This window comes from Paenibacillus sp. FSL R7-0210 (assembly GCF_038009085.1).
Taxonomy (GTDB): domain Bacteria; phylum Bacillota; class Bacilli; order Paenibacillales; family Paenibacillaceae; genus Paenibacillus_AQ; species Paenibacillus_AQ silagei.
Map to the genome: position 1 here is coordinate 5,991,700 of NZ_JBBPAR010000001.1, position 20,147 is coordinate 6,011,846.

Annotated in this window: 19 protein-coding genes and 1 riboswitch; of the genes, 11 read left to right on the forward strand and 8 right to left on the reverse strand. The window is 54.5% G+C overall.

All coding sequences use genetic code 11. The features are described 5' to 3' along the window. Positions 1-12 precede the first annotated feature (12 nt). The gene (locus tag MKY64_RS25295; protein WP_340956543.1) at positions 13-180 is read right to left on the reverse strand and encodes a hypothetical protein; all 168 of its coding nucleotides are present in this window, start codon (positions 178-180) and stop codon (positions 13-15) included. Further along, positions 174-1,517: an aminotransferase-like domain-containing protein gene (locus MKY64_RS25300; RefSeq protein ID WP_340956544.1), complete on the reverse strand. Its 1,344-nt coding sequence runs from the start codon at positions 1,515-1,517 to the stop codon at positions 174-176. The genes MKY64_RS25295 and MKY64_RS25300 overlap by 7 nt, the downstream gene beginning before the upstream one ends. A 208-nt stretch (positions 1,518-1,725) precedes the next feature. Here MKY64_RS25300 and MKY64_RS25305 point away from each other — a divergent pair, with 208 nt between their 5' ends. Next, positions 1,726-2,664, forward strand: a complete 939-nt coding sequence (locus MKY64_RS25305; RefSeq protein ID WP_209877405.1) for a DMT family transporter — start codon at positions 1,726-1,728, stop codon at positions 2,662-2,664. Positions 2,665-2,904: 240 nt separating this feature from the next. Here MKY64_RS25305 and MKY64_RS25310 read toward each other — a convergent pair whose 3' ends face one another. From MKY64_RS25310 to MKY64_RS25320, 3 genes are all read right to left on the reverse strand, one after another. Beyond that, the gene (locus tag MKY64_RS25310; protein WP_340958166.1) at positions 2,905-5,358 is read right to left on the reverse strand and encodes a heavy metal translocating P-type ATPase; all 2,454 of its coding nucleotides are present in this window, start codon (positions 5,356-5,358) and stop codon (positions 2,905-2,907) included. 118 nt (positions 5,359-5,476) lie between these two features. Further along, positions 5,477-5,677: a copper ion binding protein gene (locus MKY64_RS25315; RefSeq protein ID WP_036732845.1), complete on the reverse strand. Its 201-nt coding sequence runs from the start codon at positions 5,675-5,677 to the stop codon at positions 5,477-5,479. 360 nt (positions 5,678-6,037) lie between these two features. Then, positions 6,038-6,388, reverse strand: coding sequence for a metal-sensitive transcriptional regulator (locus MKY64_RS25320; protein ID WP_076086814.1), 351 nt, complete (start codon positions 6,386-6,388; stop codon positions 6,038-6,040). A gap of 268 nt (positions 6,389-6,656) precedes the next feature. Here MKY64_RS25320 and MKY64_RS25325 point away from each other — a divergent pair, with 268 nt between their 5' ends. The 4 genes from MKY64_RS25325 (at position 6,657) to MKY64_RS25340 (ending at position 10,264) form a co-directional block, all read left to right on the forward strand. Beyond that, positions 6,657-8,177, forward strand: a complete 1,521-nt coding sequence (locus MKY64_RS25325; protein ID WP_340956548.1) for an MDR family MFS transporter — start codon at positions 6,657-6,659, stop codon at positions 8,175-8,177. A gap of 4 nt (positions 8,178-8,181) precedes the next feature. After that, the gene (locus MKY64_RS25330) at positions 8,182-8,745 is read left to right on the forward strand and encodes a helix-turn-helix transcriptional regulator (protein ID WP_036732907.1); all 564 of its coding nucleotides are present in this window, start codon (positions 8,182-8,184) and stop codon (positions 8,743-8,745) included. A 263-nt stretch (positions 8,746-9,008) separates the two neighbouring features. Then, positions 9,009-9,221 carry a hypothetical protein gene (locus MKY64_RS25335; RefSeq protein WP_339253130.1) on the forward strand — a complete coding sequence of 71 codons (213 nt, stop codon included), beginning with the start codon at positions 9,009-9,011 and terminating at the stop codon, positions 9,219-9,221. A gap of 65 nt (positions 9,222-9,286) precedes the next feature. Then, the gene (locus MKY64_RS25340; RefSeq protein WP_339253129.1) at positions 9,287-10,264 is read left to right on the forward strand and encodes an aldo/keto reductase; all 978 of its coding nucleotides are present in this window, start codon (positions 9,287-9,289) and stop codon (positions 10,262-10,264) included. Positions 10,265-10,674: 410 nt separating this feature from the next. Here MKY64_RS25340 and MKY64_RS25345 read toward each other — a convergent pair whose 3' ends face one another. Beyond that, positions 10,675-11,658 (reverse strand): IS3 family transposase, encoded by a 984-nt coding sequence (locus MKY64_RS25345; RefSeq protein WP_339257364.1) that lies wholly within the window; start codon positions 11,656-11,658, stop codon positions 10,675-10,677. After that, a complete protein-coding gene (locus MKY64_RS25350; RefSeq protein WP_339223802.1) occupies positions 11,544-11,840 on the reverse strand; it encodes a transposase in 297 nt (98 codons plus the stop codon). Before MKY64_RS25350 ends, MKY64_RS25345 begins: the two co-directional genes overlap by 115 nt. A gap of 587 nt (positions 11,841-12,427) precedes the next feature. Between MKY64_RS25350 and MKY64_RS25355 the strand changes: the two genes are divergently transcribed. The 5 genes from MKY64_RS25355 to MKY64_RS25375 all read left to right on the forward strand — a co-directional run bounded on the left by MKY64_RS25355 (position 12,428) and on the right by MKY64_RS25375 (position 16,320). After that, complete coding sequence (locus MKY64_RS25355; RefSeq protein ID WP_340956552.1) at positions 12,428-13,738, forward strand: hypothetical protein; 1,311 nt, start codon at positions 12,428-12,430, stop codon at positions 13,736-13,738. Between the two features lies 1 nt (position 13,739). Next, complete coding sequence (gene sipW, locus MKY64_RS25360; protein ID WP_340956553.1) at positions 13,740-14,342, forward strand: signal peptidase I SipW; 603 nt, start codon at positions 13,740-13,742, stop codon at positions 14,340-14,342. Between the two features lie 99 nt (positions 14,343-14,441). Further along, positions 14,442-15,038 carry a TasA family protein gene (locus MKY64_RS25365; RefSeq protein ID WP_036732870.1) on the forward strand — a complete coding sequence of 199 codons (597 nt, stop codon included), beginning with the start codon at positions 14,442-14,444 and terminating at the stop codon, positions 15,036-15,038. Between the two features lie 37 nt (positions 15,039-15,075). Further along, a complete protein-coding gene (locus MKY64_RS25370; protein WP_340956556.1) occupies positions 15,076-15,666 on the forward strand; it encodes a TasA family protein in 591 nt (196 codons plus the stop codon). A 321-nt stretch (positions 15,667-15,987) separates the two neighbouring features. Then, positions 15,988-16,320 (forward strand): helix-turn-helix domain-containing protein, encoded by a 333-nt coding sequence (locus MKY64_RS25375; protein WP_036732876.1) that lies wholly within the window; start codon positions 15,988-15,990, stop codon positions 16,318-16,320. A 145-nt stretch (positions 16,321-16,465) separates the two neighbouring features. Here the strand turns inward: MKY64_RS25375 and MKY64_RS25380 are convergent, their stop codons facing one another. Further along, on the reverse strand, positions 16,466-16,609 hold the full coding sequence (locus MKY64_RS25380) for an anti-repressor SinI family protein (protein WP_143803895.1): 144 nt from the start codon (positions 16,607-16,609) through the stop codon (positions 16,466-16,468). 34 nt (positions 16,610-16,643) lie between these two features. Beyond that, positions 16,644-16,747: riboswitch (cyclic di-GMP riboswitch) on the reverse strand. A 495-nt stretch (positions 16,748-17,242) separates the two neighbouring features. Between MKY64_RS25380 and MKY64_RS25385 the strand changes: the two genes are divergently transcribed. Further along, the gene (locus MKY64_RS25385; protein WP_340956557.1) at positions 17,243-20,110 is read left to right on the forward strand and encodes a 2-oxoglutarate dehydrogenase E1 component; all 2,868 of its coding nucleotides are present in this window, start codon (positions 17,243-17,245) and stop codon (positions 20,108-20,110) included. The last annotated feature ends 37 nt before the right edge of the window (positions 20,111-20,147 follow it).

Below are 20,147 nucleotides of genomic sequence, written 5' to 3' on the forward strand. Positions count from 1 at the left end.
TTCCGCCTCTCTTCACTCATATATAAGCCTATTATGATCCCATTTCACGGCACAGACAACAAGCGTGGCTTCCTCTTCCTCTTCCTCTTCCTCTTCCTCTTCCTCTTCCTCTTCCTCCTCCTCTTCCTCCTCCTCTTCCTCTTCCTCTTCCTCTTCCTCTTCCGCCTCCGCCTCTACCACCGGCTCCCCCGCTTCACCTCCTGGACAATCGCCAGGATTCCCTCATCAATCTGCGTAAGCCCCGCCCGGGAAATACTGATGCGCAGGAATTTGTCCCGGGTCTGGTAACCCGGCAGATAGAAGCCGTTCCCCGGCACCACGTGGATCTTCCGCCCGGCCAGGCGCTTGACCAGACGCTCCAGGTTGACGGTGACCGGCAGCTTGAACTGGATATAGATGCCGGAGCTGTCCGCAGAGGCTTCGATGAAGCCGTCCGTATTATGCCGCCCAAGCGCTTCGTATACCGCGCGGATTTTTTTGGCGTACATAGCTTTGATCTTGTGCCTGTGATGCCCGTACATCCCGTTCTTGATGTATACCTCAAGCGCAGCCTGCGACAGCAGCGAGGTATCGGTGTAGCCTTTATAGGAGCGGAAGGCCTCCAATAGCGGCTGCGGCACAACCACTGCACCGAGCCTGAGGCCCGGGAAGATGATTTTGGAGAAGCTTTTGAGATAAATGACATGGGAGGTCTGGTCATACGCATAGATCGGGTCATAACGCCGTCCGATCCCCAGATCCGCCATATAATCATCCTCGGCGATGTAGACATCGTATTTAGCTGCCAAGCCGGCAATGGCCTTGCGTTCCTCTGTGCTGTAGGTTGTCCCAAGCGGGTTGTGATACCTGGGCATCGTATAAAAAAACTTGAATCTTCCGCTAGCGAACCGCTCCTCCAGCTCCTGCAGGTTGATGCCCGCCGCCGAACGCCCGATTCCGCTCACCGGCAGCCCCTCAGCCTCCAAATACCGCAGATAGATATCATATCCCGGCTGTTCTACCAGAATCTCCGTCCTGCCGCTGGGAAAAGGCATTCTGGCCAGAATCTCCAGCGCCTGCTGTATCCCGGAGGTAATCAGGATCGACTCCGCCTTGGCGAACACCTGATACTCCGCCAGATGCGACACTAGGGTGCGGCGCAGTGTCTCCAGCCCCAGCGCATCGCCATAGGTGAACAGATGGTATTTGTACTGGTCAATCGCTTTATTGAGGCAATGCTGGAAGTCCAGGTACGGAAACACGTTCAGATCCGGCGAAGCCGAAGCAAAATCAACCGTCCCTTCGCTCCCCGCCGCTGCCGAATCGTCACTCTTGTCCACCATGTAATAGCCGCTCTGCGGAATAGAGTAGATCGTATGCGTCCGCTCCAGCTCCCCGTAAGCCTTCAGAATGGTACTGACGCTGCAGCCATAGATTTCTGAAGCACTGCGCACAGACGGCAGCTTATCCCCGGGGCGGTACTGCCCTTCCTTCATCTGCCGCTCCAGCTCTGTGATCACCTGATGATACTTGTTCATCGCCCGCCTCCGTTCGCCGTCATTACCATGCTATGCCTTGTATTTTATCCTATTATTCTTCCCTTATTATATAGGGATCGCTGCAAACTGTACCGGTACAGTTAAGGAAACCTTGTATTGTTGGTGTACGCCTTTTCCTTTAATTTTAAAGTAATAGATCGAATGTTTACAGCATCCAATCTTCACTAACCTACAAGGAGATGTACCCATGCACAAACAAGGACTCAAGCTGGCCTACAGCTTCGCCGTACTCAATGCGGTCATTATCGGCTTCTCCTTCCTGTTCACCAAAGTGGCGCTCGTTCATGCCGGGCCGCTCGACACGCTGACCTTCCGGTTCGCCGCCTCTTTTGCTGTGATGTCGGTTCCGGTCGCCCTCGGCTGGGTCAAGGTTTCCTACCGGGGCAAGCCGATTGGCCGGGCCCTGCTGCTCGCCGCGATGTACCCGCTCGGCTTCTTCACCCTGCAGGTCTTCGGACTTCAGCGTGCCACCTCAGCCGAGGGAGGCATCCTTTATTCATTCACTCCGGTGGTGACGATGATCATCGCTGCGATTTTCCTGAAGGAGAAGACCACACTGCTGCAAAAGCTGTGCATCTTCCTCTCGGTATTCGGCGTGGTATTCATCTTCGTCATGAAGGGAAGCGGCATTCAGCTGTCCAATATGACCGGGATTGTGCTGCTGTTCATGACTTGTCTCGCTTTTGCCGGGTACAGTGTGCTGGCCCGCTCTCTCTCCAGCCACTTCAGCCCCGCTGAGCTCAGCTACCTGATGATGGGGGTCGGCTTCGCCACCTTCCTGATCATCTCGCTCACCGGTCATACAGTCAGCGGGACGCTCGGGGAGTTCCTGAATCCGCTGGGAAGCGCAACGTTTGTCCTGTCCGCCGTATATCTTGGGGTGGTCGCCTCGCTGGTCACAACCCTGACTTCAACCTATATTTTATCCAAAATCGAGGCCTCACTCATGAGCGTCTTCACTAATCTGTCTACCATCGTATCCATTGCAGCCGGAGCGGTCTTCCTGGGTGAGCAGATCACGGTCTATCATTGGATCGGATCCTTCCTGATCATCGCCGGGGTCATTGGCACGAACCTGCTTGGCCGGAAAAAGACCGCTGCGGCTTCCGCAGCAGCCAGCGAATAGAGTAGCTTAGACTTCATTCGCCTATCCATTCAGCTTCTTCGATAACAAGTGGAAACGGCTTTGCCGTCCTTTTAAAGGACGGTACCGTTTCAGCGAGAAATAGAAGGATAATTTATAGAGTAAAACATATAAATTCTTATATTTAAATAAAGAATCGCCGGCAGATGCTTGCCGGCGATTCTTTGAGTTGCGGCCTTCTGTCCGTCCGGATGACTCCGGCTGCGGCAGGCCGCATAATTCTTATAGCTTGACGCGCTGTAGCCGCAGCGCATTCAGTACAACCGACACCGAGCTGAAGGCCATCGCGGCTCCGGCCAGCCAGGGCGCCAGGAAGCCCAGTGCCGCAATCGGGATTCCGACCGTATTGTAGGCCAGCGCCCAGAACAGATTCTGCTTGATATTGCGCATGGTCTTGCGGCTCATCAGGATCGCATCCGGGATGCCCAGCAGATCGCCGCGCATCAGCGTAATATCCGCCGCCTCCATCGCCACATCCGTGCCTGTGCCGATCGCCATGCCCGTATCCGCAGTCGCCAGCGCCGGAGCATCGTTGATGCCGTCGCCGACCATAGCCACCTTGACCCCGCCGCTCTGGAGCCTGCGGATCTCTTCCGCCTTGCCCTCAGGCAGCACCTCCGCCAGAACCGTGCGGATACCCGCCTGATCTGCAATTGCCTGGGCCGTAATCTTGTTGTCTCCAGTAATCATGACAACCTCGATACCCATGGCATGCAGCCGGGATACCGCCTCACGTGAGGTCTCCTTGATGGTGTCAGCCACGGCAATCACTCCCGCTACCGCATCATCGACGGCTACCAGCATCGCTGTTTTGCCTTCCTGCTCCAGCTTGGTCATGATCCCTGTCCACGGCTCGATATCCAGCCCGTTCTCCACCATCATCCGCCGTGTGCCTACGCTTACCTTCTGGCCGTCCACTACCGCCGACACCCCGCGCCCCGGTACCGCCTCGAACTGGCCCGCAGGCGGCAGGTCGATTCCTCTGCCCTGTGCTCCGGCCACAATGGCCTCCGCCAGCGGATGCTCCGAGAGCTTCTCCGCAGCCGCTGTTATGGCCAGCAGCCGGTTCTCGCCAAGCACCCGGCCTTGTGCAGCTATTGCTGTAGTCGCTACAATATCGGTCAGCACCGGCTTGCCGTTGGTCACGGTCCCGGTCTTATCCACAACCACTACCTTCACGCCCTGCGCAGCTTCCAGATGCTCCCCGCCCTTGAACAGAATGCCGAACTCAGCAGCCCGCCCGGACCCGGCCATAATCGAGGTTGGCGTCGCCAGTCCCAGTGCGCACGGACAGGCAATGACAAGCACCGCAATGGCTTTTTCCAAGGCCTCCGCGAACTGACCGGGCGCTCCCCAGATATACCAGACACCAAACGTTACGGCAGCAATACCGACCACAATCGGCACGAAGATCCCAGAGATGACATCGGCAACCCGCTGAATGGGCGCCTTCGAGCCCTGCGCTTCCTCCACGACTCTGATGATCTGTGCCAGCGCCGTATCGCGGCCGACCTTGCGGGCTTTAACCCGCAGCATTCCGTTCTTGTTGAGCGTAGCTCCGATAACGGAATCCCCCGGCTTTTTCTCTACCGGGATACTCTCGCCCGTGAGCATGGATTCATCGACGGAGGATAGCCCCTCTACGACTTCACCGTCTACAGGCACCTTCGTGCCGGGCTTCACCAGCACAATATCGCCGATCACTACATCCTCGACGGGAATACTCAGCTCTGCACCGTCCCGCAGCACCAGCGCAGTCTTGGCCTGCAGCCCCATCAGGCTGCGGATCGCATCTGATGAACGCCCTTTGGCCAGCGCCTCAAACCATTTGCCCACCAGAATCAGCGTGATCAGCACCGCGCTGGTCTCGAAGTACAGCTCCACGGTATGGTTCATCCCGCTCATTTTCAGGGAATCGATCGTCAGGTATAGGCTGTAAAAATAAGCCGCAGAGGTGCCCAGCACCACCAGCACATCCATGTTGGCACTGCCGTTCTTCAGCGCCTTATAGGCGCTGACATAGAACTGCCAGCCGATCACGAACTGAACCGGGGTCGCCAGCACAAGCTGGAACCAGGGATTCATGAATAGCTCAGGCGTCCAGATCCAGGTTGTGAACGAGAAGTGAGCTGCCATTGCCCAGAGCAGCGGTAGGGACAACAACGCGGAGAGCATCCACTTATTCCGCTTGCGTGTAATCTCTTCGCTGCGCTGCTCCGCGATATCCTTCCGGTCCTGCTTAAGTGCGGCCTTATAGCCGATGCTGCTCACCTTATCCATAATCTCGGCTGTGCTGACATTGCCCGGCGAATATTCCACATGCGCAGTCTCCAGCGCCAGGTTCACATTGACGGCCGCGATCCCCGGCATCCGTCCCAGCACCTTCTCAATGCGCGCCGAGCAGGCGGCACAGGTCATCCCGGTAATATCGAAATCCGCCGACTCTTTCAGCGTATCGTAGCCAAGGGAGCGGATCTTCTCCTCGATCTGCGGCACATCCGCAACGGCCGGATCGAAGCCCACCGTAGCCTGCTCCAGCGCCAGATTGACATTCGCCCGGGATACCCCCTCCATGCGGGACAAGCCCTTCTCGATCCGCGCCGCACAGGCGGAGCAGGTCATGCCGGTAATCTGCAGGGTAGCCTGCTGTTCCGGGGCTTCAGCACTCTTTTCCATCATCATGCACCTCCGCATACCCCCAAGGGGTATATTTATTTTGAAAAGAAAAGGCATTGGCGCCCGGCCCTGTACCCCAGGGTTCCCTGCTCCAAGCCCTTATATTACAACCCTTAGCTTACACTACGTCGTAGCCCTGATCTTCAATAGCGGCCTTGATCTTATCCAGGCTTACCGTATTCTCATCGAATTCAACCGCCACCGTCTTCGCCGGCAGATCCACCTTCGCCGCAGCGCCTACACCGCTCACAGCCTTCTCTACAGCACTTACACAATGACCGCAGGACATTCCTTCAACATTCAGTGTTACATTCGACATTTGAATAACCTCCTAATTGTTGTTGATATACACATAATTTGTGTTCATATTCGACAGCCAGCTATATAGATTTTGATACGCGAGGAAGGGATGGCTGTGCTTGATTGTACTTTGTACAACAGATACCGGATAAATCAGCCTCCAAATCGAATCTATTGTATTTTGTACATTAGATTTTCAACTTTTAGGCACTTTAACCTTATTTCCCTGACTTCAATTGTACGGAATACAATAGAATAGGTGTTTGGATTGTTTAGCAGGAATTCTATTGCACTAAGTACAATCAGACCTTTGAGAACTTGAACTATTAAATCCCCTACAAAGGTGATCTTCACCGTTCCATTTCTCCAGGCCCCACCTTTATTTCATCAGCTTGTTCACCGTGACCAGCAGCTCGTCAATCACCTCATGCTCACCGGCTTCGATCCGTTCAATAATACAGCTCTTCATGTGGCCTTCAAGCAGCAGCTTGCCGACACTGTTCAGGGCCGCCTGCACCGCCGCCAGCTGATTCAGCACATCATCACAGTAGGTATCGCGTTCAATCATGCCTTTCACACCGCGGATCTGCCCTTCAATCCGGTTCAGCCGGGTCGTCAGCCCGTTCTTGAATTCCGGGGAATGATGACTCTTGCGGCCGCCGGATGCTGCAGAAGAATGGCAGGCTTCGGCGAAATCCTGTCCGGCAGGGTCCTTCTCATTTGTAGACACAGGAATCAACCTCCTTATGTACCAATATAATATACCCCCCATGGGTATGTCAAGACCTTAGCGGACAAGCGCCCTCCGCCCCTCCTTCAGATATTTTGCCCTATTGCAGCTGGAATAAAGGACCGGCCGATAAGGAATACCAAGTACACGCATGCAAGTTCCCAAGCAGATCCCAACCCGTCTGTCCTCCTAAAAAAAACAATTGCCACCCTATTCAAATTTGAATATAATAAAATTCCATTGAATTTTAAACATAAAGGAGCTTAACATGCACACCAAAGAAAGTAATCTCAAGCTCGTCATTGTCGGACTGCTGCTCGGCATTCTGATGTCGGCCATGGATAATACCATTGTTGCCGCAGCTATGGGCACGATTGTGTCCGATCTTGGAGGACTGGATAAAATCGTCTGGGTCACCTCTGCTTATATGGTCATGGTTATGGCCGGCACCCCGATCTTCGGCAAATTGTCCGATATGTACGGGCGCAAGCGGTTTTTCATCTTCGGGCTTATCGTGTTCCTGATTGGCTCCGCCCTGTGCGGAACGTCGGCGAGCATTACCCAGCTCAGTATTTACCGTGCGATTCAAGGGATTGGCGGCGGTGCACTGATGCCGATTGCCTTCACGATTGTCTTCGACATCTTCCCGCCTGAGAAAAGAGGCAAGCTCACCGGACTCTTCGGCGCTGTCTTCGGGATCTCCAGTGTGATTGGGCCTCTGCTTGGTGCTTATATCACCGAATATATGAGCTGGCACTGGATTTTCTATATTAACCTGCCCATCGGGATTGTCTCGTTCTTCCTTATTATGACCTCCTACAAGGAATCCATATCGCATTCCAAGCAGCGGATTGACTGGGGCGGCGCCTTCACCCTGGTGGCAGGGATTATCTGCCTGATGTTCGCCCTGGAGCTTGGCGGTAACCAGTATGCCTGGGATTCTGCGGCTATTCTCGGACTGTTCGCTGCGTTCGCCGTGCTTCTGATCGCCTTCATTGTCATTGAAAAATTCGCGGCAGAGCCGGTCATCTCCTTCGCCATGTTCCGGGGGCGCCTGTTCGCAACCAGCAGTATCCTGGGGCTGTTCTATGGTTCGGCATTCATCGTAGCAACGGTATATATCCCGATCTACGTCCAGGGGGTATACGGCGGCTCGGCCACCAACTCCGGCCTGATTCTGATGCCGATGATGATCGGTACCGTAATCGGCAGCCAGTCCGGCGGCCTGCTTACCACCAAAACGAGCTTCCGCAACATCATGCTGCTGTCAGCAGTCTGCTTCGTAGGCGGGATCTACTCCCTCAGCACATTGACCCCGGAGACCTCCCGAATGGCGCTTAATGCCTTCATGGCCCTGACCGGCTTCGGAGTCGGCTTCTCCTTCTCCGTGCTCAGCCTGTCTTCGATCCAGCATTTCGACATGCGCCAGCGCGGCTCGGCAACGTCCACCAGTACCTTCATGCGCTCGCTCGGAATGACGCTGGGGATAACGATCTTCGGCATTATCCAGCGTAACCACTTCGCCTCCGAGCTTAGTACAGCCTTCGGAGACAGCGGCCAGGCCGCTTCCTTCGGCGACCCGCGTTCCGCGTTGACGCCCGAGGCCAGAGCGCAGATTCCGCCGCCTGTACTGGAGAAAATCACGAATTCACTGTCTTCGTCGATCTCGCATACCTTCTTGTGGGCTATAGTTCCGGCGGTGCTTACCGTGGTCTTCGTCCTGCTGATGCCGAAGGACCGTCTGCTGCCGCAGGGTAGCCAGCACGGTACAAATCAAGGTCAGCGGTAAGCCCATGCCGATGAAGCTGCTGATTCTGGGACTCCTGCTGGAGCGGGATATGCATCCCTACGAGATCACCCTTGTCATGAAGGAACGCTCCATGGATCAAGTCATCAAGCTGCAGACCGGTTCCTTATATTATGCCGTTGACAAGCTGGCCGCAGGCGGCCATATCGAGGCGGTAGAGATTATCCACAGCCCGGACCGGCCGGATAAGACCATCTACCGCATTACGGATAAAGGCAAAGAATTGATGGAGCAGCTCATTCTCCAGCAGATTAAAAAAAGTGATCCGCCCTATCATCCGCTGTACATGGCCCTGGCCCTCGCGCGTCATATCGACCAGGGCAAGGTGGCGAAGCTGCTGGAGGAACGCATCCGGGAGGCGGAGCATCAGGTGAATTATGCCTACCAAGTATACGAGGAGCATATCTCCATCGTGCCCCGCTCGGTGCTGCATATGATGTACGGCAGATATGAGCATAGCCAGACCGAGCTGAAATGGCTGAAGCGCCTGTATGAGGATGTAGCCGTCCGCAAAATGAATGATATCGGCAGACCGATTATCGCAGACTAAAAGAAGTAGATAGCCGATGTGATTGTTTAGCGAAGACGATATGTGTTTATTAGCAAGTGGAAACGGCTTTGCCGACCTTTTAAAGGGCGGTACCGTTTCAGCGAGAAATAGAAGGATAAGTTATCGTGTGCAACATATAAATTCTTATATTTGGAGCAAACCGCTGGCGAGCGGCTTGGGCATCCGGCTGTACCACAGTTTGTATTCGTGCGGTGTGCCGGCCCCGCCCTGGCGGATACTCTGGAAAGGGAAGTGAAGCCGCTATGAGCGATGATAAAAAGCCGATCAGAGACGAGCGTGACCACCCGGAGCAATACCCTACAGACAAGCCCAGCCTGTTCGATGTAGATGAGAGCGAGCAGCATGTGGACCCGATACCCGTAGAGGACCTGACACTTGAGAAGGAGGAAGAGAAGGATAAAGAGACCACGAAGCACCGCTCCTCCAGCGACAAGAGATACCACACCGGGTTCTAAAGGTGTATGCTTTTCCGGTAGTATCATCGGAGCATTTACAAGCTTAATGGTATGGAGGGATCACATTGCTGAGAGCGTTACCCCTTAACCGGCGCGGCATACCTGCCAGCCGTATCGCCCTGGGCTGCATGGGGCTGGGCGGCGGGTGGGACCGTGAACCGGTCACGGCTGCGAACATAAAGCAGGGACACGAGGCGCTGGATGCGGCGCTGTCTATAGGTATTAATTTTTTTGACCATGCGGATATCTATACCCGGGGCAAGGCGGAGAAGGTGTTCGGGCAGATCTTCAAGGAGCGGCCGGGGCTGCGCGAGGACATTCTCCTCCAGTCAAAATGCGGCATCAAGCTGATGGAGCCAGGCGATATCTCCAATAGCTTCGACCTCTCCAGGGAGCACATTCTGTCCAGCGTCGATGGAACTCTCGCACGGCTGGGCACAGAGTATATTGATATTCTGCTGCTGCACCGCCCCGACCCGTTAATGGACCCTGAAGAGGTGGCGGAAGTACTCCATCAGCTCAAGGCCTCCGGCAAGGTGCGCCACTTCGGCGTCTCCAACATGAGCGCCGCCCAGATCCAGCTGTTACAGACTTATTGCGACGAGCCGTTCATTGTCAACCAGCTGCATATGAGCCTGTCCCGGATCAGCTGGGTCGACGCCGTACTCAGCGTGAACCGCGACCCGTGGAAGGACATTACATTCCCGGAGGGCACCATGGAGTATTGCCGCGCCGGGAACATCCAGCTCCAGGCCTGGGGCCCCCTGGCCCAGGGACTCTTCAGCGGACGGCCGCTTGAAGGCCTGCCGGAGAATGTTGTGAATACAGCAGCCATGGTACAGAGGCTTGCTAACGAGAAGGGCACAACGCCCGAGGCTATCGTGCTGGCTTGGCTGATGACCCATCCCGCAGCCATCCAGCCCATCATTGGCACCGTGAATCCGCTGCGGATCGCTGCCTGTGCAGACGCAGACCAGCTAGAGCTCTCCCGCAAGGAATGGTATGAGCTGTACGTCACCTCCCGCGGGGAGAAGCTTCCTTGAGATTGAATTTTACTGGAAATTACATGATTGAACAGGTTCAGGTTCAGCGATAGTCGAGAGGTACTGTCCTTGTATGGACAGTACCTTCTTTGTGTCGAAATACGCTAACCCTATCGTTTAGCCAACTGGTGCAGCATCCGAATTGTATTCGGTTTTTCGCATACATTCGGCCCACACGCCTCCCGCTGACCGATTGTGTTCGGTTTTTCGCATACATTGAGTCCGATTACTTTCCTCATTCCCGCTCGCCGCCCACTTTTGCCCCATTCAGGGGCACTTGTGCCCCTCATTTCCGCTCGCCGCCCACTTTCGCCCCATTCAGGGGCACTTATGCTCCTCATTTCCGCTCGCCGCCCACTTTTGCCCCATTCAAGGGCACTTTGGACTCCTGTCAAGAAAGTAGACAGCAACTACATCGTTGTTCGCTTAAATGTGGCTGCAAACTGAACCGGAGAAACGTAACCGAGCGCCCCATGGATTCGTTTGCGGTTGTAGAAAAATTCAATGTACTGGAAAATGGCATCATACGCCTGTTGCTTCGTTTTAAATCGATTCCAGTACACCAACTCTTTTTTTAAGAGGCTGTGAAAAGATTCGATACAGGCGTTATCATAACAGTTCCCTTTGCGGCTCATGCTTGCCGTCATCTGGTACGTCTTTAGGCGTTCCCGGTAGTCTTCCGAGGCGTACTGGGAGCCTCGATCCGAATGGTGAATTAAGCCCTTCCCGGGGCGTTTGGCCTTGTAGGCAGCGTCCAGAGCGCCTTGTACGAGGTCAGTGGTCATCCGGTCGCTAAGCCGCCAGCCGACAATCTCCCGGGTACACAGGTCCAGCACACTCGCCAAGTACATTCGTCCTTCCCGGCAGGGAATGTAGGTGATATCCGCCACCCACGTCTGGTTCGGCTTTTCCGTGTGAAATTGCTGGTTTAACAGGTTGGGGGCAATGGGTAACGGATGGTTGGAGTCGGTGGTGCATACGCGAAATCTCTTTGCGACACAAGAGCGCAGACCCAGTTCTTTCATGTACTTGCCTACCGTGCGTTCACTGACCTGGTGCCCTTCACGCTCTAGGAGAACCTTGATTTTGGGGCTGCCATAGCGACCCTTAGAGTCATGAAAATGATAGGCAATCCGCTTCAGCAACAAGGTTTTGCGGCTGGCTTGAGGGCTGGGCTTTGCTGTTCTCCATTTGTAGTACCCGCTCCGGGACACCTGAAAGACATTGCACATCTTCTCCACGCGGAACTCGGAGCGATGATCTTCAATAAACTGAAATCTCAGTTCTTTGGATTGCTGAAGATGTGCACGGCTTTTTTTAGGATTGCCATCTCCTCTGTCAGCTCTGCGAGTTGTTGCTCCCGCTCCTTCAGTTGACGTTCCAGCTCTCTGTATTTGTCTGGAGTCACGATGGGCTCATTCTCAAACTGCCGGTACTGTCCTAGCCATTTATGCAACGTTTTGGCGGGGACATCCAGTTCCAGGGCCAGTTCCGCCACCGTTTTCGTCTGCTCCTGGATGTACTTTACGGTCTGTCTTTTGTATTCTTCATTGTAGCTTCTCCGTGTTCCACTCATGGGGACACCTCCTCGTTAAGCTTATTATCTCTATTCTCTTAACGGGTGTCCACGGTTAACACTAACAGCACTTATGCTCTTCATTTCCGCCTACCGCCCACTTTTGCCCCATTCAGGGGCACTTGTGCTCTTCATTTCCGCCTACCGCCGACTTTTGCCCCATTCAGGGGCACTTGTGCTCTTCATTTCCGCCTACCGCCCACTTTCGCCCCATTCAGGGGCACTTATGCCCCTCATTCCCGCTCGCCGCCGACTTTTGCCCCATTCAGGGGCACTAATGCCCCTCATTTCCACCTCCCGCCCACTATCAGCGATAACTCCTATGCACTTTATCTCTCCCTCACCTTTCTCCGCTCCTCCCAGCCACGCTCGCCGACCGTTCTTTATAAAGAACATTCGTGAAAAACAGCGATATCGTCAGATAAAACGAGATATCTCATACATTTCGTACTTTATTGCGAACATTCCGCTGAAAATAACATTTTTCTTTTCTCAGCAGCACAGTGTATGATTTGCTTACGATATCGTTCTTTATTAAGAACGAATATAACGAATTATTCATTAGCAACTCGAGAGGGGGCTTAGCTATGTACCCCAGATCTGCCAAGCGGCGCAAACGGAAAACCAGGAAGCTCGGCCTGCGGATTCTGCAATCGGGTATGGCCGTATCTGTGCTCCTGATGTACACCTCAGGCCAGATCGGCAGCACCTATGGAGAGTTCAACACCTCCCAGGAACAGATCAGCTCCATCGGGCTGTGCTCGGTTTTCCCGGGTCAGATTGAGCAGTTGTTGTCGGAATTCAGCGGGCATCTAAACACCGTCATAGAGCTGAAAGCTTCCCTTGGCAGCCATAGCATCAGCGGAGTGTATAACACCTCAGTCGCTGCCGGAGAGCTGTCGCTTGCAGAGCTGGATCAGGCTGCGGATGAACTCTCGTCCGAGCTCACTCAAGCTGGCAGCGAGATCGACCTGCTGGAGAAGCAGCTGAGCTTCAATGGGACGGTCTGGCAACACATTCTGCAGGAAATTGGCAATGCAGCGGCCATTCTGCACAAGCTTGGAGGATATATGGTGAACCTCGATCCTAACTGTCTGGAAATCCGTGATGCCCAGTTCTTCGACCAGATTCAAGAGAGCCTTCATCAAAGCGGGATTCTGTCGGAATCGCTGGCAGAGACGTTAAGCGGAATTGTGCAGTATCTTGGCTCGATTCATGATATCGGCGGATCCTTGCCCACCGGCAATCCGGACCGCGTCTTGCTCCGGCAGGATGACTACAGCTTCCCTGCTGAAGAGCCTATCCTCTCATTCGTAACCAGCGCCTACCAAGCAGATTCGCAGGTATCCCCCGCGCTGCTAGCCACGTATGAGCAGTTGAATACCGAATTAACGGCGTCAAAGGATACCCTGTTCTCCACAATCCATACCTTACAGGAGCGGCTCACAGAAATCGCTGAAGCCAAAACAACCCTTGAGGACAAAGCGAAGGCACAGCAAGAGGAAGAGGAACGCCTGGCGCTTGAAAAGGCCGATAAAACCAGAGCGGAGGAAGCCCAGCGGCTCGCCATAGAGAAGCAGAAGGCTGCTGACGAAGCGCTGAAGCTGGAGCATGAACAAGCACAGAACCAGCCGGCCGCAACCAGTCTTCCTGACAAAAGCCAGCCGGGAGAGGATCCTGCTCCCGCAGCGCCTGTAGAGGACAATCCAGTCCCCACAGCTTCAGCAGCAGCAGAGGTTATTCCCACTGCCACTCCGGCGACTGAGATTCTTTTACCGGAAGCAACTCCAGATCCATTACCCGGCAGCGTAATTCCAGGCACTGTAATGGACGGCGCGCAACCTGCTCCTACAGCTACACCGGCTCCACAATCTGAACCCAGCAAAGGCGGCGAATAAGATGCGCATCCGAAAAATAGTCAATACGATAATTTCCACTCTGATTCTTATAGTGTTCCTGGTGCTAATCACAGCCGTTGTCATCTCCAAAGCCTCCGGCGGCGAGCCCTCCTTCTTCGGCTACCAGATCAAGACGGTATTATCCGGCTCCATGGAGCCCGGCATCCAGACCGGTTCCATTGTGGCCATTAAGCCGGGCGGGGATATGACCCGGTTCCAGAAGGGCGATGTGATCACTTTTCTGAATCCCGATAATATTCTGATTACCCACCGCGTGGTCGATGCCGAGCTGAACAGTGCTCTGGGGGAAGCCAGCTACACCACCAAGGGCGACAATAATGATTCAGCCGACACCGCAGCCGTCAGTTCCACGAATGTGGTAGGTGAGTACACCGGCGTGACCGTCCCCTATGTGGGCTATGCCATGAGCTTCGCAGTCTCCAAAGCCGGAAGCGTAGTGCTGATGATTATTCCCGGACTGCTCCTGCTTCTCTACGCGCTGTATTCTTCCTGGAAGGCCGTTGCAGCACTGGAAAAGAAGAATGCCCCGTCATCCGCAGCCAGCAGCGGCGGGCCGGATACTCTGACTGATCTCGTACAATGATCAATTGTCCTCTCCCGTTTACGAAACGCGGAGCCACAATACAGCTTGCCGGAAGCACCGGCTATGCACAAAGCAGACTCATAAGAGAGGGATGAACAAATGAACGTCAAAAAAACATTAGGTCTCGGCGTTGTATCGGCAGCATTAGGCTTAACCCTGGTCGGCGGAGGCACCTTCGCTTACTTCAGCAGCACTTCTACTTCCTCAGCTTCTTTTAACAACGGAACCCTATCACTGCAATCTGACCCCTCCGTCATTGTTAATCTCAGCAATCTCAAGCCGGGTGATACGGTCTTACGGGACTTCAAACTTAAAAATGACGGGACGCTCAATATTCCCAAAGTGGTACTGCGCACCTCATCGGCCATTACAGACGCCCAGGGAGACAACGGCTCCCATAATTTCAAGGATGATATTATTGTGACCTTCCTCGTGAACAAGGATAAGAAGGAATCGCCGCTCCTGGTCATCTCGCTGGCCGATCTGGAGCAGGAGAGTCCCGATCTGGTGGCCCGGGGAATTCTCGGAGCGATCTTAGGCGGAGAGAAGTCCGGCATCAAAGCCGGCACCTCGGATAACCTGACCATCCAATTCGCCTTCAAGGAGACCCTCCAGCCGCAGAACTATTATCAGGGCGACACGCTTGCACTGACTCTGAATTTCGAAGCCAACCAGGAAAAAGGCACGCTCAAATAATTCCACAAAAACAAACCATTCGAGGAGGAAATAAATAATGGGTATCAAAAAAACATTGGGTCTTGGCGTAGCATCGGCAGCACTGGGCTTGTCTTTAATCGGCGGGGGCACCTTCGCTTACTTCAGCTCCACAGCTACCAGCACGGCAACCTTCGCAGCGGGTACGCTGAAGCTCGGCTCTTCCTTCAATACTCCGGTAGCGCTGACGAATCTGAAGCCGGGAGACTACACCGTCCGCACCTTCACCTTGTCCAATGACGGCACACTGGATATCAAATTCCTCAAGCTTGCCACCACTTACACCGTGACCGATGCCAAGGGCGATAACGCGGGCCAGGATCTCGGAGACCACTTCAAGGTCAAGCTCCTGGATAATACGTACACCGGCGGTTCACTAAGCGGTCATGTGCTGTCCGAGATCTCCCTGAAGGATCTGAAAAACACCCCCAGCTACGATCTCGTAGCAGTAGGTGTACTGCCAGGAGGGATTGCCGCCGCCGGGTCCAAGACCTTCAAGATCGCCTTCGAATTCGTAGACAACACGCTCGATCAGAACATTTTCCAGGGTGACGGCTTAGCTCTGAACTGGACCTTCGATGCTCTTCAAGGAGTGGGAGAAGCCAAGTAGATCAGGGGCCAGCCTATACAAGTGAAAATAGCTTTGCCGTCCTTTTATTAGGAAGGCAGCGTTTCAACAATCCATCAAGACGGCATATCCTCCCTCATCCGGGCCGGGTATGCCGTTTCTTTTTCCCCGCTGCCGGGTTCAAGGATTTTTGTCCGTTTTGCGGATTTTTGTTATACTGACAAGAGAAAACGGCTTTGCCGGCCTTTGAACGGGCGGTACCGTTTCAACGAGAAAGATAAGGAGAATGTATAGCGCGAAGCATATCACTTCTTATTTTTCACCAAAAAAAGTACGGAGGGCGTTGTAATCGTGTCAGATACTATGGGAAGCCGCATCCACAAACTCCGGCTGGAGAAGGGCTATTCGTTATCCGAGCTTGCCGATAAGGCTGATGTGGCGAAATCATACCTCAGTAATGTGGAACGGAACATTCAATCCAACCCCTCCATTCAATTCATCGAAAAAATCGCTGACGCGCTTCAGGTATCCATTCATGCACTGTTGTATGGCGGACTGGCAGAGACGGAAGAACAGGCTCTGGACGGGGAATGGTTCCGGCTTGTTCAGGAGGCCATGGCCTCCGGTATAAGCAAACGCGAATTCAAGGAATTCCTCGATTACCAGAAATGGCGCATGGAACAAAAGGACAACTAGACGGGCATTATATGCCACAGGGAAGACTCCGCACGGCAGGGAGGCCGCCTTCGGCGAAGGCAGCCTTTCAAGCGGCATACAGAAAAGGCACAGCGTACCGGACGCTGTGCCTTTTCTGTATGTATCCGAACAATGATGACCGCCCTTACATCGCCTGGAGCGCCTTCTCACTTAGAAACCGGCGGATATCCTCCGCCGCGATCCCCGCCTGCTTGGCAGACATCAGCAAGTGCACCCATTCTAAATCCAGATCTACTGCCTGCAGCTCGTCATTCCCCTGGTTGGACATATCCAAGAAATCTCCTCCTAGAATTTTCGCGTCCCCAGGCAGTCCGGCCATCATAGTAGTATTGCTACTTTGTAGTATTTCTACTTTAGATCCGAGACTTTGTGCCCCTGTCTTTCGGCAGGTTTACCTTTTACTGGACCCTTTCCATCATGAAAGGATCTGGCAAGAATCGATGAAACCGTTCTCCGCAATAACATTATACAAGATCATACGCAATTAGTGTGTCGTTTTCTGGAATTTTTTTATGAAAAAATGTGAGGAAACTTAGCTGAAATTGCCAGCGGCTTGTATAAATATTTCCAGTTCCAAGTTCAAACACTAGCTAATAGTTTAAATATACTAAAGGGAACCCCATCCGCCCCGACTTACCGCTGCACGCAACATCGTATAGAGACAATTACCCATTTGTATGTATAACGGGCTGTTATATGAGTTTTTTCTATTTATGATAGTTCCGTATGAATACTGTAATGAATCATGCCAAATTGCGAACGGATTGACCGAAAGTATGAATTGATTACCCCGCCGGAAAGTAGCACAATAGGATGAGAATGAAACCGCAAACATTTGCAGCTCCGCCAAGTGGCACACTGGATGCCTCGCGTGGAGTTTATCCGTTAGGAGGACCTATTCATGGCAGTCAAAGAGCCCTATAACGACACAGTATGGAGCAAATACTACGGCCCCAACCTGGGCTACATCCAAGAAAGATATGAGCAATTTGTCAAGGACCCCTCTTCTGTTGAACAGCATTACCGCGATCTCTTCACCGTATCCGGCCCCCCTCCACTGGCACCCGATGCCGAGAGGGCTCCAAGGCCTGCCGTATCAGCAGATGCCGAGTGGCTCAAGAAGGCTGTCAAGGCCTCGAAGCTGATCGCCAATATTCGAATATATGGCCATATGGCCGCAGACATTGACCCGCTGGAGCGCAGCACGAACCCGATGGCCAAATGGCTGGAGCTGGAGACCTACGAGCTTACCCGCGAGGATCTTAATGCCCTGCCCGCTTCGCTGATCTGGGATAATGCCCCTGCGGATGTGCATACCGCAATGGATGCCGTCCACAGAATGCGCCAGGCCTATACACAGACCATTGCTTATGAATTCGGGCATGTGCATGATGAACGCGAGCTGCGTTGGCTCAACAGCCAGGCGGAATCGATGACCTCCCCTGCCCCGCTGAATAATACAGAACGCAAAGAGCTGCTGAAGCGGCTGGTTCAGGTGGAGCATTTCGAGACCTTCCTGCACAAGACCTTCGTCGGCCAAAAGCGCTTCAGCCTGGAGGGCAATGATGCCCTTGTGCCGATGCTGGATGAGATTGTGCGGGCTGCCGCGCATGACGGCGCCGAGCATATCCTGATGGGTATGGCCCACCGCGGAAGACTTAATGTGCTGGCCCATATTCTGGGCAAGCCTTATGATATTATTTTCTCAGAGTTCCATCATTCGCCGAACAAAGAGCTGTTCCCTTCGGAAGGCTCCATGGGCGTGACCTACGGGTGGAGCGGTGATGTGAAGTACCATCTCGGGGCTGACCGTGCCGTCCGCGAAGGCGAGACCGTGCGTACCCGGATCACGCTGGCCAATAACCCGAGCCATCTTGAATTCGTCAATCCTGTCGTCGAGGGCTTCACACGCGCCGCACAGGAAGAACGCAACGCTCCGGGACTGCCTAAGCTGAACACAAGCAAGGCTATGGCTGTGCTGATGCACGGCGATGCAGCCTTCCCTGGCGAAGGCATTGTCGCTGAGACGCTTAATATCGGCAAATTGCAGGGTTATCAGAATGGCGGTACCGTGCATATTATCGTCAATAACCGGATCGGCTTCACCACCGAGAGCGAGGATTCCCGCTCCACCCATTATGCCAGCGACCTGGCCAAAGGGTATGAGATTCCGGTCGTGCATGTCAATGCCGATGACCCGGAAGCCTGCATTGCCGCAGTCCGTCTGGCCAGCGCTTACCGCCATATGTTCAAGAAGGACTTCCTGATTGATCTGATCGGCTACCGCCGCCACGGACATAATGAAATGGATGATCCCGAGACGACCCAGCCGATTGTGTACGGCAAAGTGCGGAACCACCCTACTGTGTACCGCGCTTATGCAGAACGCCTGGAGCGCGAGAAGGTAATCACAGCCGATGATCTGAAGAACATGATTGCCGAGGCGGAGAGTGTCCTCCAGCAGGCCTTCGATCAGATGAAGGAAGGCAAGCAGAAGAATGCGGAGTCCAAAACCGCCGTCGCGCTGGATAACGGCAGTCCCCAGCAGCGTCCGACAGCCTTCCCTCTGGCCGGTCTGCAGGAGATTAACCGCGAGCTGCTGCGCGTACCGGCGGGCTTCAAGGTCTATCCGAAGCTGGAACGGATTCTGCAGCGCCGCAAGGATGCGCTGAATGACGGAGAGCGGGTAGACTGGGCGCTGGCAGAGACACTGGCCTTCGCTACCATCCTGAAGGATGGCACGCCGATCCGCCTCAGCGGACAGGATTCACAGCGCGGCACCTTCGCCCACCGCCATCTGGTGCTGCATGACAGCGAGAACGGCGAACTCTATTCTCCGCTGCATCAGCTGAGTGATTCCAGCGCTTCCTTCGGCGTCTACAACAGTCCGCTGTCCGAGGCCTCTGTCCTCGGCTTCGAATATGGTTATAACGTGTTCGCACCGGAGACCTTCGTCATCTGGGAGGCTCAATATGGCGACTTCGCCAATGCCGCTCAGGTCATTATCGACCAGTTCATTTCCGCCGGCCGTGCCAAGTGGACGCAGCGCAGCAATCTGACGATCCTGCTGCCTCATGGCTATGAAGGCCAAGGACCAGAGCACTCCAGCGGCCGAATGGAACGGTTCCTCCAGCTCTCCGCCGAGGAGAACTGGACTGTAGCCAACCTGACCAGCGCTGCGCAGTATTTCCATCTGCTCCGCCGTCAGGCCGCGCTCTGCGGACAACCGGATGCCCGGCCGCTGGTGGTCATGGCGCCGAAGAGCCTGATCCGTAACACGCGCAGCACCTCAGCCGGAGCGGACCTCGCTTCGGGCACCTTCCAGCCGGTTCTTCCTGAGCCGCTGCTCGGCAGTAAGCCGGAAGCCGTGAAGCGCCTCGTGGTATGCAGCGGCAAGGTGGCCATCGACCTGCAGACGGAACTGGAGGCAACGCGCGGACAGGACTTCTCCTGGCTGCACATTTTGCGCATGGAACAGCTCTATCCGTTCCCGGAACGTGAGCTTGGCGCTCACCTGAGCAGCTTCAGCTCTCTGGAGGAGATCGTCTGGGTGCAGGAAGAACCGAAGAATATGGGCGGGTGGACGTATGCCGAATCCCGGCTGCGCGCCATCGCACCGCAGAAGGTCACTGTCCAGTATATCGGCCGTCCGGACCGTTCCAGTCCGGCTAGCGGCTACGCAGATGTCCACAGCTTCGAGCAGCGGCGCATTGTCCGGGAAGCCCTGAAATTGAATGCTGCAGTGCAAGCACCTGTACCGTCTTCCTGAGCACAGCAAGGCGGTCATCCGATATCACGCACACCAC